A 14993-nucleotide genomic window follows, 5' to 3' on the forward strand; every position below is an offset into this window, starting at 1 on the left:
AAATTTAGTTGATTATGTGACTAATGTCCTCGATAATCTGGGAAAAGAATATGCAATTAATTTTGCATGACTGCTTATCGGGTTCACTTAAAGCAATATCCCCAAGCGATTGGATGTTTCACGGTATGCCGACTCTTGGCCCGTCAGTTACAAAATTCGATTAATATTGCTAATTCCTGTTTTGTCCTAGGAGTAGTTCATCAAAATCTCAATTTTTTAGATGAAGCGATTCAATGCTATCAAGAGGCGGTAGAAATTTATCAAAGGGAGAACACGGGAAAAGAATGGATAGAAAATTCTTGGCGTAATTTAGCCACGATTTATCTAGCAAAACAAGAGTATGCCTCAGCCATTGACTGCCATAAAAAGCGGTTAGAGTTAGTGCGGCAGGGGGATTTGCCTGGAGTTGATGCCTTGGGTTGCCGAGGGATGGAACAAGAAATCCTCTATGCAATTGGCGGGATTTGTTATGATTTTTTACAGCAGTATTTAGAAGCAAAAGACTATTATACCCTATCTCTAAAGTTAGCGCAAGAGCTAGAGAAAGAGACTGAAGTAGCGAATAGTCTCTATATGCTGGGGCATAGCGATGAACAGCTAAATCAAATAGAAGAAGCTATCCTCTCTTATCAAGCAGCAGGTGAACTTTATTTAAAACTTAAAATTGCCGATTGGGCAGATAAATCACTCAATCTGGTTGTTAAAAATGCTCGAAACTTAAAGAATTATGCTAAAGCCACTGCCGCACAACAGCAGCGGGTAGAATTAGTGCGGGAGAGTGGGGATAAAACTAAGGAAATCGAGATTTTATATGAACTGGGCTGTATCAGTGATGATGCCCAGCAGTATTCAGAAGCTCAAGGCTATTTTAATCAATCTCTGAGCTTGGCGCGGGAACTCAAGCAAGAAACTCAGGAAGCAAATAACCTGTATATGCTGGGAAAGACTTCTGAAAGTTTAACCGAATTAGAAGTCGCCCTGGGATTTTATCAAGCAGCGAGTGACCTTTATTTAAAACTTAAAATTACCACTTGGGTAGATATCACCCTAAATTTTGTAGGGAAAGTGGCTCGAAACTTAAAGGATTATGCTAAAGCCACTGCCGCACAACAGCAGCGGTTAGAATTAGTGCGGGAGAGTGGGGATAAATCGAAGGAAATCGAGCTTTTGTATGAGCTGGGCTGTATTAGTTATGATGCCCAGCAGTATTCGGAAGCGCACGACTATTTTAATCAGGCGGTGAGCTTGGCGCGGGAACTCAAGCAAGAAACTCAGGAAGCGAACAGTCTCTATATGCTGGGAGAGACTTCTGAAAGTTCAACCCTATCAGAAGTCGCCCTGGGATATTATCAAGCAGCGAATGAACTTTATTTAAAACTCAAGATTACGAATTGGGTAGATATATGCCTCAAGAAAGTAGGAAAAGTTGCTCGAAACTTAAAAGAGTATGCCCAAGCCACTGCCGCACAACTGCATCGGTTAGAATTAGCCCGAAACCTTGGGGATAAATCCAAAGAAATCGAGATTTTGTATGAACTGGGCTGTATTAGTGAGGCTGCCCAGGAGTATTCGGAAGCGCACGACTACTTTACCTTGGTTCTGAACTTGGCGCGGGAAGGCCAGCAAGAGACTTGGGAAGCGAATATTCTCTATGGGTTAGGAGAGACTTGTAGCAAGTGGAGAAAACTAACGGAGGCAAGAAAATATTATCAGCAGGCAGCGACAGTCTACGGAAAACTGAATAACCATGAATGGCAAATTTATTGCTTAATGGGAATTGGGAATGCTTATTCTGATGGAGGACAATATCAACAGACAATAGAGGTGACTGAGCAGCAGTTAGAAATTGCCCGGGAAATTGGCGATCGCAAAGCAGAAGCTTCTGCCTTGAGATGCTTAGGCAATCCATACTACTATCTGGGACAATATCAACAGGCGATGACTTTCTACCAGGAGTCATTAGAAATTGCCAGGGAAATCGGCGCTCGCTCTTGTGAAAGCTCTGCCTTGCGGAATCTGGGTTTAGTTTACTCTAGCCTCGGACAATATCAACAGGCGATGACTTTCTCCCAGGAGTCCTTAGAAATTGCCCAAGAAATCGGCGATCGCTCGGGCATGGCAACCGCTTGGGGAGTCTTGGGAGATATCCAGCGAAATCGCGGCAACTGGGATGAGGCGGAACTTCTGTTTCAGCAATCTTTAAAAGTGAGAACCGAACTGGGCGATCGTTCGGGGATAGCTTCTTCTTGGGCAAATTTGGGATATATCCAGCGAAATCGGGGCAACTGGGATGAGGCGGAGCGTCTGTATCACCAATCTTTGGAATTGAGAACTGCATTGGGCGATCACTTTGGGATGGCATCCTCTTGGGGACTGTTGGGAGATATCCAGCGAAATCGGGGCAACTGGGATGAGGCGGAGCGTCTGTTTCGCCAATCTTTGCAATTGAGGACCGAATTGGGCGATTGCTTTGGGATGGCATCCTCTTGGGGAAGTTTGGGAGATATCCAGCGAAATCGGGGCAACTGGGATGAGGCAGAGCGTCTGTATCACCAATCTTTGGAATTGAGAACTGCATTGGGCGATCGCTCCGGCATGGCAGCAACTTGGGGAAGTTTGGGAGATATCCAGCGAAACCGGGGCAACTGGGATGAGGCGGAGCGTCTGTATCACCAATCTTTGGAATTGAGAACCGAATTGGGCGATCGCTCCGGGATGGCAACAACTTGGGGAAGTTTGGGTTGTATCCAGCTACTTCGTGGCAACTGGGATGAGGCGGAGCGTCTGTATCGCCAATGTTTGGAATTGAGTACCGAATTGGGCGATCGCAAAAGGATGGCAGAATCTTGGCCAAGTTTGGGATATATCCAGCTACTTCGTGGCAACTGGGATGAGGCGGAGCGTCTGTATCGCCAATGTTTGGAATTGAGTACCGAATTGGGCGATCGCAAAGGAATCGCAGAATCTTGGAGACTGTTGGGAGATATCGAGCAAAATCGGGGCAACTGGGATGAGGCGGAGCGTCTGTTTCGGCAATCGTTGGAAGTTAAAACCCAATTGGGCGATCGCTCGGGCATGGCCACCTCATGTCAATGTGTGGGACATATCCAGCGAAATCGGGGCAACTGGGATGAGGCGGAGCGTCTGTTTCGGCAATCTTTGCAATTGAGAAACGAATTGGGCGATCGCAAAGGGATGGCAACCTCTTGGGGAGTCTTGGGAGATATCCAGCGAAATCGGGGCAACTGGGAGGAGGCGGAGCGTCTGTATCGGCAATCTTTGCAATTGAGAACCGAATTGGGCGATAAATCCGGCATGGGTACCAGTTACAATAGTCTGGCATTTGTCCATGAACACTTCAACCAAATTCCTCAAGCCATCGCCTGCTACAGAGCGGGTTTAGCCGTTTGTTCCCCAGGCAAATTACCTGCACCAGCCTTAGATCTCGGTCGCCGTTTGGGCAATACTGCTTTCGCTCACAAAGACTGGGAAACCGCCATCGAAGGCTATGAGGCTGCCATCGAAGCGGTGGAAACCCTTTGCAGCTTCACCGACTCCTATGCTGAAAAACAAAAACGCCGGGAAGCGGAAATCAGTGTTTATGAGAAACTGGTGCAAGCCTGTATCCATGCTGGAGATATCGGCAAAGCCTTAGCCAGTGTGGAACGGAGCAAATCTCGCAATCTCATCGAACTGCTCGTCAATGCCGATCGCCAACCCACAGGTGAGATTCCCCCGGAAATGCGGGAGGAACTCGATCGCCTGCGTCGGGAAGTCAGCGCTAAACAGCGGATTCTTGAAAGTGTTGACCACCCCAGCAACCCCAACCCTATCTCGGATACTGATTTCGGGCAACGGCGCGGCGCGGGTCCTAACTTCACTCCCACTGCCATTGAAACGATTCGCCAACAATATATCGCGGCGAAACAAGCTTTAGACGCCCTGCTCGATCGCATTCAAGTCTACGACCCCAATTTTACCCTCACCCAGCGCGTGGAACCCCTGGAATTTTCTGAGATTCAGGGCTTACTGGACGAGAAAACGGCTCTGATTGAATGGTATCTCACTCGGGAGCGGATTTATGCGTTTGTGGTGACAGGAGGAGAGGGGAAAATCTCCGTTTGGGAATCCACCCCGAAGGCTTATACTGAGTTACAACAGTTGCGCCAAACCTATCTGGATGCCTATTTCAACAACAAATATCAGTGGAAAACTCATCTGGATAGCTTCTTGCAGTGTCTCTCGGATATCCTAGATTTACCCCAACTGATTGCCCGGATTCCCTCGGACTACCGCCAACTGATTTTAATTCCCTATCGCGATTTGCACCTGTTTCCCCTGCACGCTTTAGCCATCAACCGTACCTCCCCACACTATTTATGCGATCGCTTTCCCGATGGCATCAAATATGCCCCCAGTTGTCAATTTTTGCAAGTCTCCCAGCGCAACCAAAAACGCGAGAGTCAAAACCGCTTTTTTGCTATCCAAAATCCCACGGAAGATTTAACTTACGCAGACTTAGAAGTTGAGGCAATTTTCCCCGCTTTTCAACCCACTGCTCACCGTCTCATCCGCCAAGAAGCAACCAAAAATGCCCTCCGCCAACATCCTTATGAGAGAGATTTTCGGGCTGCCGAATATCTGCATTTTGCCGGACATGGTTCTTTTAATTTTACCAATCCCATGCAGTCTTTCCTCGTGCTTGCCGGTGCAGTAGCGGGAGCAGAAAGCCATTCCGGGCGCGATACCGAGCGATTTGTGTCTTGGCGCAAAGGAGAAAGCGCAGAGTTGGAAAAATGTTACACCCTGGGGGAGTTGTTTGAGCTAAATTTACCCCACTGTCGCCTGGTGATTCTCTCCGCCTGCGAAACGGGATTAATTGGGGTTTCTCCCGATTTGGAAGAATACATCAGTTTGGGGTTGGGGTTTCTCTATGCGGGAGCCACTAATGTGATTTGCAGTCTGTGGGCGGTAAATGATTTATCTACGGCAATTTTGATGGTAAAACTGTATGAGGAACTGCAAATTCAGTCCTCGGTTTCTCAGGCATTGAACGAAGCGCAGCAATGGTTGCGTCAAGTCACGGTTGGGGAGTTATTCCAGTGGAGTGAATCGTCTCCCCAGGTGACTGAGAAATTACGCCAAAAAATTGAGAAAGCGTTTGAAATTTATCCGGAGGAGGAATGCTATTTTAATCATCCTAGTTACTGGGCAGCCTTTTGTGCAATCGGGATTTAGCAACGTTCTCCCTCAGCTACGTTTCTCGTGACGCGGCAGGGCCACATTACAAGGAATATCGGTTAATTAACTTTAGCAAAAATCAAGGAGTCAAAACATGGAATTTGAAGATTTTATGACATTTTTTTCCGGCAGCGATTCAAGCGAATTCTATCAATTTAACCCCAAAACAGTTAGCGGAAATCCTGAAGTTGCTAGAAGGGTTAGAAAGTCAACCCGAAAGCATCCGCAAACCCTTGGTAGAGTGGCTCAAGAAGCGACCCGAGGTGAGAAAAAGGGTGATAGAATTTGCCGAGAAAAAAAATGCTGCTGATCCTTTGCCAAACCGCGAAAATGTCAACTCGCCGCGACGAAAGCTGAGTAGTGAAGCGGAAATTTTACAAAATTTGTTTGAACTGCGGAAACAGGCTCAGGCGCAACAAAATGCCTCTAAAAACTTGCCTCCCCAGACTCATTAAGTTCATTTTTACCTGTCAATTCAATGTCTTTTTTGCTATATGCTCCTAATGTTCATCTATTTTCGTTTCATTTGACGGAAATCGAAGATACGGATAGTGCACCTGATTATCAACCCCATTATTTACGCGATCGCTGTCTACAGATTTTTGATAGATTCCAGATTCAGCAGGGGTTAAAACTACGAGAAGTTACGCCTCATCTGCGGATGGATCTCCTCCAAGATACGAGTGACGACAATATTCTGCTGAGTTTAAAAGGCAAGCTTGGCGATAAACCGATAACCGGGGTCGTTGGGTATTTACAACTGTATGATAGCTATGCGCTCTATTTAAACCTGCGAATTCCTGAACTGGATGAGCCCCAAGAAAACCGAACCCAACCTGTTGATGGAGCTATTTTTAAACAATTTAACCAAAATCAACAGTGGATATTGGATAGTTCTATCGGACAGGTTATTATTTTAACCGGCTGGCTGTCCCCGGCGCAACAGAAAAAAGGACCAATAATTTGGCAAAAAATAGCTGATTATTGCTTGCAAAGTTTCTTGGAAACATCAGACTCGCCCTTACCCCCTTGTTATCAAGCGAGTCAACTGTTTGGGAGTCCGGTGTTTGAATATGGTGACCCTCGCAATCCCGATCAATACCAAATGATTTGGGTTTGGTTATTTTTGGAGGAGTCAGAAGGGGTGAAAAATCCCTCAGCTTTGGCTGAGTCTAATCTCTGTCTCCTGGATCAAGAATTACTCGATTTATTTTTTTATCGCCAAAAAATTGTTAAAACTTTTGCCGACAGTCGAGAGATTTATCGGGATACTCGTGCTGAATATAAAAAAATTGGCACAAAAGTTAAAGCAATTCGGTCTTTAATTCCCTCAAAAGAATCTAGTTCTGAAAATTTATCCCAATCCACGTTGATGATTCTACAAAAATCCCAGGTAGAGTTGTTAGAACTGGATGTTAGTTTTTCAGAAAATTTGCGGGGGTTAGAAACATCACGCCTAACTTTGGAGGCGAATGCAAATAATTATCATAAAAAATTGGTTTTAATTCAAAGTTTTTGCCCCCAGGAAAAGCTAGATATCTTGGAAAATTTCTATACGAAGAATTGCGTCAATTTCCAGGAGCAAATTAAACTGGATTTAGGCTATTTTACACATATCCGAAGTTTGGCAGATAAGGCTGTGGCCTCGATTCGGGGGATTGTGGAAATTGAGCAAACCCAACGCGATCGCCAGCGCCAAGACCAAGAAAAACAGCTTGAAAATACCATCCAGGCGATCGGACTGGCGGTGGGGACTGGGGCGATTTTTGCCTCTAGTGCGGGATTAATCACCCAACCTTGGCGGAGTCCTTGGGCAGGCGATCGCTCGTCTTATCCCCATCCCTTTCTGATTGCTGTTTTCGGCAGCTTTCTCCTGGCGGCGATCGTTTATTGGGGAGTCAAACGGTATCAAAATCGGGGTAAAAAAGTGAAAAAAAATTGACCCCATTGAATTCAGGGGGCCAGAAACCGGGGTTCTGCCCTAAATTTAGGCTGAATTCCATAGATTTTGTCAAGAACCCCGGTTTCTAAATACTGCGGGTGTCGCCCCCGGTTACGACATCCCATCTCGACGGCCCAATTCATAGACCCCACAAATAATACAAGCGATAATCCCCACAGAAATCGCCCAACTGGTACCCAGGGTGAATTGGACGCCCCAGTTGCAGACTCCGCCCATTGCTAGAAAGGGGACAATACTCAAGACTGAGGCATAGAGGGCATTTTGGGACTCTCTGGCCTGTTTTGAGCGCTCGAACTCTTTTTCTGAGGTGTACAGGGCGCGATCGGCAAAGTTAAACCAGCGATTCAGTTGTTCCGTTACCCATTCACTGAGGCTGGAAAGTCCCAGATACAGGGCCAGGGACCATAAGGAGGCTCCCGCCAGGGCGGTGGTATCGACTGCAAATTGAAAGGGAAAAATTTCAGTTAACATAGTTGAGGCACTGGGGTCATGAATTTATCTTTTTAGCGATTTTAACAAAAGTTAAGAATTCAGGCTCCGGTATCCTCGGATGAGATGAGATTGATTCAGGGCCACCCCAAAATTGAACCGATTTATCGATTCGGTGCGTGAATGACTGACTAGGGTACAACTTAGGGTAAAATCCACGTCGAGAAAATAACTTTCTACAACACCGTTGGGGTAGGGCCTGCTAAATGACTGGGGTGCAGGATTTGACGGAACGCAAGGGGTTCTTAAGCGGGACCATTACCTCGACGTGGTGGATTAATCCACCCTCAAAATGGGGGCGCATTTAATTTCCTGGCCCTCTTGAGAAGAGATTTATCTGTTTGATGCTCAAATGGATTTGAACGGATTCATAATATTAATCTGTGGTTGAGGAATTGAAGTGATGATGCGAAATGCTATCCCCGGATGGATGCACAAACACTTAACCCGTACTGTACGACGGCTGTTATTTGTCGGGCTAGGTTTAGCGGTGATACTGGTTCTGGGGTTGCAACCCCAGATTGCTCACTCTCAGGGACCGGGAGCGCCACAGACGGCAACGGCAAATTATTGGCAAGGGGCTTCCTTTCCTGTGGAGAATTTTCAGGCTTATACCTCGCCGTTTGGCTATCGTCAGTCCCCAACTGGCGGTTATAGCAGTGAATTTCACTCGGGTTTAGATATTGCGGCACCGATGGGAAGTTATGTCCGCAATTGGTGGGCGGGAACGGTGTCTCAGGTGATCGATGACGATCGCTGTGGCATTGGTTTGGTGATCCAATCCGGAGACTGGGAACATATCTATTGCCATATGCAAGGAGCCGTTGAGCGCTCCGGGGGGCGTCGTTACCTGATCGATCGCACCGGGGGCTTACAGATTTATGACGGTCAACAGGTTCCGGCTGGGGTCCGCATCGGTCGAGTGGGTATGTCAGGACGCAGCACGGGTCCTCATCTCCACTGGGGTCTGAGATACGCCAATGACTGGTATGACCCGGCATTGATTTTGCGGGCGATGTATGGCTCATCCCGCAGTGTTTCGATGCAACCTTAAAAAAAAGCTCCCCCCCGGTTGAGGGTGGAAGCGGCTCGGATCAAGCCCGCTTACGCGGGCTATTTTTTTTACAGTTAACCTTTGCTAACAAGCTGTTTTTCTGGAAGATCAACCGATTGGCTGACGAGTTGGCGGAAGTCTTCACCTTCGATGGTTTCTTCCTCTAAGAGCATATCCACGAGGCGATCGAGCAGTTGCCGATGCTGACGGAGGATGACTCGGGCTTTTTCATAGCAGTCAAAGGCGATTTCTCGCACCTGGCGGTCCACTTTCGAGGCAACTTCTTCAGAGTAATCGGCTTTGCTGCCGAGGTCCCGACCTAAAAACACTTCGGCGTTCTGGGTTTCTAGGGCTAGAGGACCTAATGCGGACATTCCGTAGCGGGTGACCATTTCCCGGGCTAAATCGGCAACAACGCGGATATCGTTACTGGCTCCAATGGTGATTTCCGTATCCCCAAATACTTCCTGTTCGGCGGCCCTCCCTCCCAGGGTAATGGTAATCCGGTCTATTAACCAAGCCCGGGTGTAGAGACCACTATCAATCATTTCTTCGTTGAAACTTTGTTGAGCGAAGCCGCCTATGCCGCCGGAACGGGGAATGATGGTGACTTTGTTTAAGGGGTCGGAATTTTCCAACAGGGTCATCAGCAGGGCGTGACCGATTTCGTGGTAGGCAATCAGGCGCTTTTTCTTGCTATCGAGCAGGGGGGTCAGTTGCAGTCCGATGGTGATGCGATCGATGGCGTCGTCGATTTCTAGGGCACCAATTTCTTCTTTCCGTCGCCTTGCGGTTAAGATCGCGGCTTCGTTGAGCAGGTTGGCTAAGTCGGCCCCGGAAAATCCTGGGGTGCGACGGGCGATCGCCTCGATGGCAACTTCTGGGGCCAGCTTCTTATTCCGCGCATGGACTTGTAAAATCCCCAGGCGGCCATTATAACTCGGCAAATCGACCATCACCTGCCGGTCAAATCGTCCGGGACGGAGTAATGCCTGATCCAGAACGTCGGGTCGGTTGGTCGCCGCAATAATAATAATTCCGGAGTTCCCCTCAAATCCATCCATTTCGGTGAGGAGTTGGTTGAGGGTTTGTTCTCGCTCATCGTTGCCACCACCGATGCCTGCGCCACGCTGACGACCCACGGCATCAATTTCATCGATGAAGACGATGCAAGGGGAGTTTTCTTTGGCTTTTTTGAACAGGTCCCGGACGCGGGAGGCCCCGACGCCGACAAACATTTCCACGAATTCTGACCCGGAGATGCTGAAGAAGGGGACGCCTGCTTCTCCGGCGATCGCCTTGGCGAGTAAGGTTTTGCCGGTTCCAGGGGGTCCAATTAACAGGACGCCTTTGGGAATTTTGGCCCCGATCGCCGTAAATCGTTCGGGTTTTTTCAGGAAGGTGACCACTTCTTGCAGTTCTTCTTTAGCTTCCTCAATTCCAGCGACATCATCAAACATCACGCCGGTTTTGGCTTCCATTTGAAATCTCGCTTTGGATTTGCCAAAGCTCATGGCTTGATTTCCCGCTTGCGCCGATCGCTTGACAATCATCATCAATCCTCCTATTAACAGGAGAATTAAGAGGAGATTGGCCGCCATGCCAAAGGCGGCTGAGGGGTCTGAGGTGGGCTGAACGTCCAGTTGGATCGTCTCTGCTGCCTGGTTTTGTAATCTAATTCTTTCAAATAATTCCGGGTGGCGATCGAACAGGGGAACGGTATATTCCTGATCGCCCTGTAATAATTTAACTCGGGCAACGGATTGTGCCGGATCCACTGCCACTCGTTGGACTTCTCCGGCCTCAATTTTCTGCAATAATTCGCTATAACTCAGGGCCGCAGCCTCGGTTTGGGCGATCGCCGGATTGGTCAGCAGCACCCCTTGAGTCAGTATTCCCGATGCCAGCATTGCCCCGAGGGTGCTTGCTAGTTTAGCGGGGAGAGATGATTTTTTAGCGACAGGCCCTGTACTGTTGGCACGGTTGCCTTGTATTGTCATGCTCTCCCCTTTGAGTGAACTCGGTTGACTGACTCCCCGTTGTCCCTCGATCCACTGTTTCAAAAAACCTTTCATATTCAATCGCTTCACCTGTGCCTGTTTGAAGTTGTCTATGCTGAGGTCCCAATGATGAACCCTCGGCGATTTATCCCTCGAAATTAGGTCCCGTTTCTAGTTTAACGTTTGTCCGGTCGCACTGCCTTGATCCGGTGTTGATCCCGCAATTAAAACCCTCCCCTTTGGGGAAATACCAAAGGGGAGGGTTTTATGCCTGCCGAATCGAGGGATCCGGCGTCTGTTGTCCGTCACGCTACTTTACCGACAATTGGGTTGGGGTCGGGTTAGAGGCGGACGGTGCAGACTGGGGATGGCATTTGGTCCTATTTAGCTGTGGGAAATGCTGTGATAAGTAGATCGCTTAGATGCCAGAAGCGCCAAGGGAAGTTGGCAGTGGGGAGACGGGGAAAATGTGCGATCGCCATTGAGTTTAATGGGATGAAATTGCGACTAACATGAGGGCGGCAACGCTCAAGGTAACTACTTGCAAGGCGATGGTGCCTGCTAACCAGAGAAAAGGTTTCCACGTATAATCCATAAATGACTCCTCCTCAACACCGTGAGGAATACTGACGTTCATGCTCAACGAATTCTCCACCCCTTTGGGTGATTTCATTGCGTTCGGTTGTGCGATCGTTATCACCGGAGATCTTGATGGCGATCGCATCCCTCGCGGTTTCCCTATTTTGGGGATCGCTAGAGCGCCTATCATACGGGTGATCCCCCTCGGCGATCGCCAGGACTGACGGGTAAAAAAATGGATGGATTGTTATTTTCCTGATGCTCCATTTTTATCCAATTTCTGACTTTCAAAGCCTTTTGACTCTCCCTCACCATAACAAAATGTACCCACTAGACGATGGGTAGGGGCTTTCTCCCGGGAGAAAGCCCCTACAAACGAATCAATTTTCATCAATTGTGTCAGTTTTCTAATTTAACAACCCATCCATGACAGCATTTTCCCGAATCCTCCCTGTAATCCAGGGATTCTCTGGAGGTTCATCCCAAGCCCCCAGTCCGATTGTCTCCGTATGACTCTCGGTTCTAATGAATTGTTTCATCCGGGGATGTTCGGCCAGTTTACCACAGAAATTAAATAGCTATAGCGGTTCTGTGGACTCATGAGGTATTCTCTCAAAGCCCCTCTCCCTCTTTGGGAGAGGGGTTTGGGGTGAGGGATGCACCTTATCGACATGAGAAACGCTATATCTGTTTTCTACCTTCACCGAACAAAACCCGTCTTCCCAGGGAAAACGGGTGCGGTGATTGTTCTGTAATTTCACTCTCCAGAGGGATCACAACCCATGTGTGATCCCCTCTCTATCCGAAGATAGATTTTTAGTGATGGTGGTGATGGTGATGGGTGTGAGGAGCCGCCACTAAGGGGGTTCCGGCTACCGCAGCGCGATCGCTGAGTAAGTCTTCAATTAAAGGGTTCGCCCATTCGGCCACCATTTTCAAAAACTCCGGCTGTTCGTTAACACAGGGCATCTGAATATAACTCACATCAGAGTGACGCTTCTCTAAGTCATGGATAATATGATGCACATCCAGTAGGGTTTCATGATTTTCCGTAGCAAACCCGATCGGCATAAACACCACCGCTTTTGCTCCGAGTTGGATCAAGTTCTCGGCAGCGAGAGTTGCATTCGGCTGAGTCCAGTCAATCAAAGGAGTCTGGTGATTCAGCCAACCCACGGAAATCAAAGGATAGCGCTCAATCAGCTTATCCCGCACTGCATCATAGAGGGCCTGACTTTCCGTAATTCCAGAAGTAAAGCCTTTTGCCTTGTGAGGGCAACCGTGATTCATTAACACAATCCCAATTTGTGAGGCAAAATGTTCCCCGGTGAGCTCAGCCGCAATGGTTTGTTCGACCATTTGTGCCATTAAATTGATATAGGCGGGTTGGTTATAAAAAGAAGGGATATATCGCATATCCTTGACCCAATTTTCGCTTTCCCCCTCACTGAGCTTTTCTAGGGCTAAATTAACTTGTTCTACGGCAATACCGCTGGTAAAGATAGAATCCACCACTAATAGGGGATAAATCAGCAGTTTATCAAATCCTTCGGCTTTAATTTGGGTGAGAACTTGTTCCGGAAGGTGCGGTGCACAGAAGTTAAAGGCTTTGAAAACTTTAACGCGATCGCCCCACTGATGTTGCAATTCATGCTCAATTCCCTCACGCTGTTTCTCAAAAATGGCATTGTGAGGGGAGATGAATTTACCATGTTGATGACTCCACTCATGGAAATCAAAGATGGCGAGTAATTTTGCCAGGGGGGGGTATATCCAGCTGGGAACAGGTGCGAACTTCGCCGTGAGCAGATTCAGCGCTTGTTCGTTGTAGTTGGCAAAGTCGTCATAACTTTCGACTTCTCCATACCCCATCAATAAAACAGCGACGCGATCATCATGGGAATGACTGCCACTGCTGACTGGGGTTGTTACTTGTTGTTGTTCGGGACTTGCAACCACGTTTGACTCCTCAATATTCGAGTTAGGGTTCTGCGATCGGGCTCATGTTTCCGATTCCCTCTAGGGTAACATCCCCTCGGGGGGGAAGGAGGGGTGCGGTGAACCCAACCCAGGGACGAGGTTGCGAAGACTGGGTAAAGATGAAAAAGCCCTCCCCAAGGTATTGGGGAGGGTTAAACCTGTTGCTGCCGGTTGGTTTAAAAGGCGCAATAGTAGACGGAACCGACATCAACCAACTCTAGGCGATCGCTTCTAGGAACCAGCGCCTCAAAGCTATGACCCTCAAAACTGGGACGCCAAAACACCAACAGGGGAACGGCATTATTTTGGAATTGGAATGCACCAATGGGTTGAGGAATTCCCGGTTGAGAGCGTTGAGAAAAATCAAGGGGTTCCTCGTAGGAACCCGTTATCGACGATACTTCCACCGGGTTGGTGTAAAGAGCGGTTCCGGCATTGTCAGCAACTGTTAACAAGGCGGTCTTCTCGCTGGTTTGTTCCAATACAATGATGGTTTCTCCCGCTTCCCAAGCTTTGATTTGCTTGGGATCTGGCGGATCTCGACGCAGAACTCCCTCGGGAATGCGATCGATGGGTAGGGTTTCCAAGGGTAAGGCAGTGGCAGCATCTCCTTGAGAGGGTGGCAACACCCAAACTGCTCCTTCGGGGAAGGTTTGAGACGCATTAAAGGTTGCCATTGGCGTTGGACTATCGTTACAACCATAGGGTTCATTTTGCCAGCGCCGCAAGGTCACTTCTTCGCGAATTCCCGGTGCGATCGCCACCAAAGGAGTACCTGGATCAACTAAAGACCACTGTTCCGAAAACATGGCAATTTGTGCCTCCCCACTGGTTGGAGAAAAGGGAAACTTAGTGGCACCATTTTGTTGCACTTTGGTCCCAAACCCTAGCCATCCGGGAAAGTCTAAAAATCGCTGTTCCGGCAAATCTATTTCTGTTTCCGGGATTACCGGAGTCTGAGTTGGATTATTATCCCCGTTTGTACAGCTATTGAGTCCGGGGAACATCAGTAGAAGACTTAAGAGGGTTATAGAAAGCTGGGTTTTCGGTTTGGGGAGGGAGAGTTTTAATTTGTTCATGCCTTTTTTGCGTTAATCCAAGAGGTCCAGCCTATCCAATTTGTCACCAATTCTGCTAATTCTGCATATCCTGCGGATTGAGGATGTGCTCCATCATTAGCCGCCACTTCATTCAGCCAAATTGGGGACTGTTGAAGGGGAGTTAAAACATCTAAATAGGGAATGGATAGATTCAAGCAAATTTGCTCAAATTGATTGGATAAAGCAGCCAATCTCAAGTTGTCTTCGTCGTTGCCAAGGGGAGGGGAACTCACCATTAACACCGGGAATAACAATTTCGCCTGTTCAAGAATCTGCCATGTATGATTGAGGGAGTCCGGAAGGTCTACTCGCATTTTTCCTTTTTCGAGGATAATGTCGTTTGCACCGAAAGAAAATAAGACTTTCCCGTTACAATCCGGGGGTAAGCGGTGGGAAACTTCCGGCAGCCACCGCTTTAAAATATCCGCCGAGGTATCTCGCCGGACTCCGAGATTGTAATAGGTAATTTCTTCACCCGCTTGACAAGCTGCCGCGACAATTCTGCCGGTCCAGCCTAAGTATTCTGGGTCTCCAGTTCCGTTGATAAAGGAGTCACCGACAAAACATATCCGGCTTGCTGTCATATT

Annotated in this window: 11 protein-coding genes; 5 read left to right on the plus strand and 6 right to left on the minus strand. The window is 48.1% G+C overall.

The features are described 5' to 3' along the window. Positions 1-66: 66 nt before the first annotated feature. From NG795_RS21685 to NG795_RS21695, 3 genes are all read left to right on the plus strand, one after another. Positions 67-5238 (plus strand): tetratricopeptide repeat protein, encoded by a 5172-nt coding sequence (locus NG795_RS21685; RefSeq protein WP_367290721.1) that lies wholly within the window; start codon positions 67-69, stop codon positions 5236-5238. A gap of 191 nt (positions 5239-5429) precedes the next feature. Further along, positions 5430-5696: a hypothetical protein gene (locus tag NG795_RS21690; RefSeq protein ID WP_367290722.1), complete on the plus strand. Its 267-nt coding sequence runs from the start codon at positions 5430-5432 to the stop codon at positions 5694-5696. A 23-nt stretch (positions 5697-5719) separates the two neighbouring features. Further along, on the plus strand, positions 5720-7183 hold the full coding sequence (locus NG795_RS21695) for a hypothetical protein (RefSeq protein WP_367290723.1): 1464 nt from the start codon (positions 5720-5722) through the stop codon (positions 7181-7183). A 111-nt stretch (positions 7184-7294) separates the two neighbouring features. On the opposite strand, the gene NG795_RS21700 is transcribed toward NG795_RS21695, so the two are convergent. Continuing rightward, the gene (locus NG795_RS21700; protein ID WP_367290724.1) at positions 7295-7675 is read right to left on the minus strand and encodes a hypothetical protein; all 381 of its coding nucleotides are present in this window, start codon (positions 7673-7675) and stop codon (positions 7295-7297) included. 421 nt (positions 7676-8096) lie between these two features. Between NG795_RS21700 and NG795_RS21705 the strand changes: the two genes are divergently transcribed. Next, on the plus strand, positions 8097-8747 hold the full coding sequence (locus NG795_RS21705; protein WP_367290725.1) for a M23 family metallopeptidase: 651 nt from the start codon (positions 8097-8099) through the stop codon (positions 8745-8747). Between the two features lie 74 nt (positions 8748-8821). Here the strand turns inward: NG795_RS21705 and ftsH are convergent, their stop codons facing one another. Then, positions 8822-10822, minus strand: a complete 2001-nt coding sequence (gene ftsH / locus NG795_RS21710; protein WP_436836077.1) for an ATP-dependent zinc metalloprotease FtsH — start codon at positions 10820-10822, stop codon at positions 8822-8824. A gap of 560 nt (positions 10823-11382) precedes the next feature. Here ftsH and NG795_RS21715 point away from each other — a divergent pair. Then, positions 11383-11550, plus strand: a complete 168-nt coding sequence (locus NG795_RS21715) for a hypothetical protein (RefSeq protein WP_367290726.1) — start codon at positions 11383-11385, stop codon at positions 11548-11550. 183 nt (positions 11551-11733) lie between these two features. Here NG795_RS21715 and NG795_RS21720 read toward each other — a convergent pair whose 3' ends face one another. The 4 genes from NG795_RS21720 to NG795_RS21735 all read right to left on the minus strand — a co-directional run bounded on the left by NG795_RS21720 (position 11734) and on the right by NG795_RS21735 (position 14990). Continuing rightward, complete coding sequence (locus tag NG795_RS21720; protein ID WP_367290727.1) at positions 11734-11865, minus strand: hypothetical protein; 132 nt, start codon at positions 11863-11865, stop codon at positions 11734-11736. 277 nt (positions 11866-12142) lie between these two features. After that, positions 12143-13285, minus strand: coding sequence for a ferrochelatase (locus NG795_RS21725; RefSeq protein WP_367290728.1), 1143 nt, complete (start codon positions 13283-13285; stop codon positions 12143-12145). Positions 13286-13482: 197 nt separating this feature from the next. Beyond that, the gene (locus tag NG795_RS21730) at positions 13483-14385 is read right to left on the minus strand and encodes a hypothetical protein (RefSeq protein WP_367290729.1); all 903 of its coding nucleotides are present in this window, start codon (positions 14383-14385) and stop codon (positions 13483-13485) included. Continuing rightward, on the minus strand, positions 14382-14990 hold the full coding sequence (locus NG795_RS21735) for a GDSL-type esterase/lipase family protein (protein WP_367290730.1): 609 nt from the start codon (positions 14988-14990) through the stop codon (positions 14382-14384). The genes NG795_RS21730 and NG795_RS21735 overlap by 4 nt, the downstream gene beginning before the upstream one ends. Positions 14991-14993: the final 3 nt, after the last annotated feature.

Origin of the sequence: Laspinema palackyanum D2c (assembly GCF_025370875.1) — a bacterium.
GTDB lineage: Bacteria > Cyanobacteriota > Cyanobacteriia > Cyanobacteriales > Laspinemataceae > Laspinema > Laspinema palackyanum.

Excerpts from the sequence above, each read along its gene's own strand:
- NG795_RS21685 (WP_367290721.1), top strand. The coding sequence starts at position 67 with ATGACTGCTTATCGGGTTCACTTAAAGCAATATCCCCAAGCGATTGGA.
- NG795_RS21695 (WP_367290723.1), top strand. The coding sequence starts at position 5,720 with ATGTCTTTTTTGCTATATGCTCCTAATGTTCATCTATTTTCGTTTCAT.
- NG795_RS21700 (WP_367290724.1), bottom strand. The coding sequence starts at position 7,675 with ATGTTAACTGAAATTTTTCCCTTTCAATTTGCAGTCGATACCACCGCC.
- NG795_RS21705 (WP_367290725.1), top strand. The coding sequence starts at position 8,097 with ATGATGCGAAATGCTATCCCCGGATGGATGCACAAACACTTAACCCGT.
- ftsH (WP_436836077.1), bottom strand. The coding sequence starts at position 10,822 with ATGAAAGGTTTTTTGAAACAGTGGATCGAGGGACAACGGGGAGTCAGT.
- NG795_RS21715 (WP_367290726.1), top strand. The coding sequence starts at position 11,383 with ATGCTCAACGAATTCTCCACCCCTTTGGGTGATTTCATTGCGTTCGGT.
- NG795_RS21720 (WP_367290727.1), bottom strand. The coding sequence starts at position 11,865 with ATGAAACAATTCATTAGAACCGAGAGTCATACGGAGACAATCGGACTG.
- NG795_RS21730 (WP_367290729.1), bottom strand. The coding sequence starts at position 14,385 with ATGAACAAATTAAAACTCTCCCTCCCCAAACCGAAAACCCAGCTTTCT.
- NG795_RS21735 (WP_367290730.1), bottom strand. The coding sequence starts at position 14,990 with ATGACAGCAAGCCGGATATGTTTTGTCGGTGACTCCTTTATCAACGGA.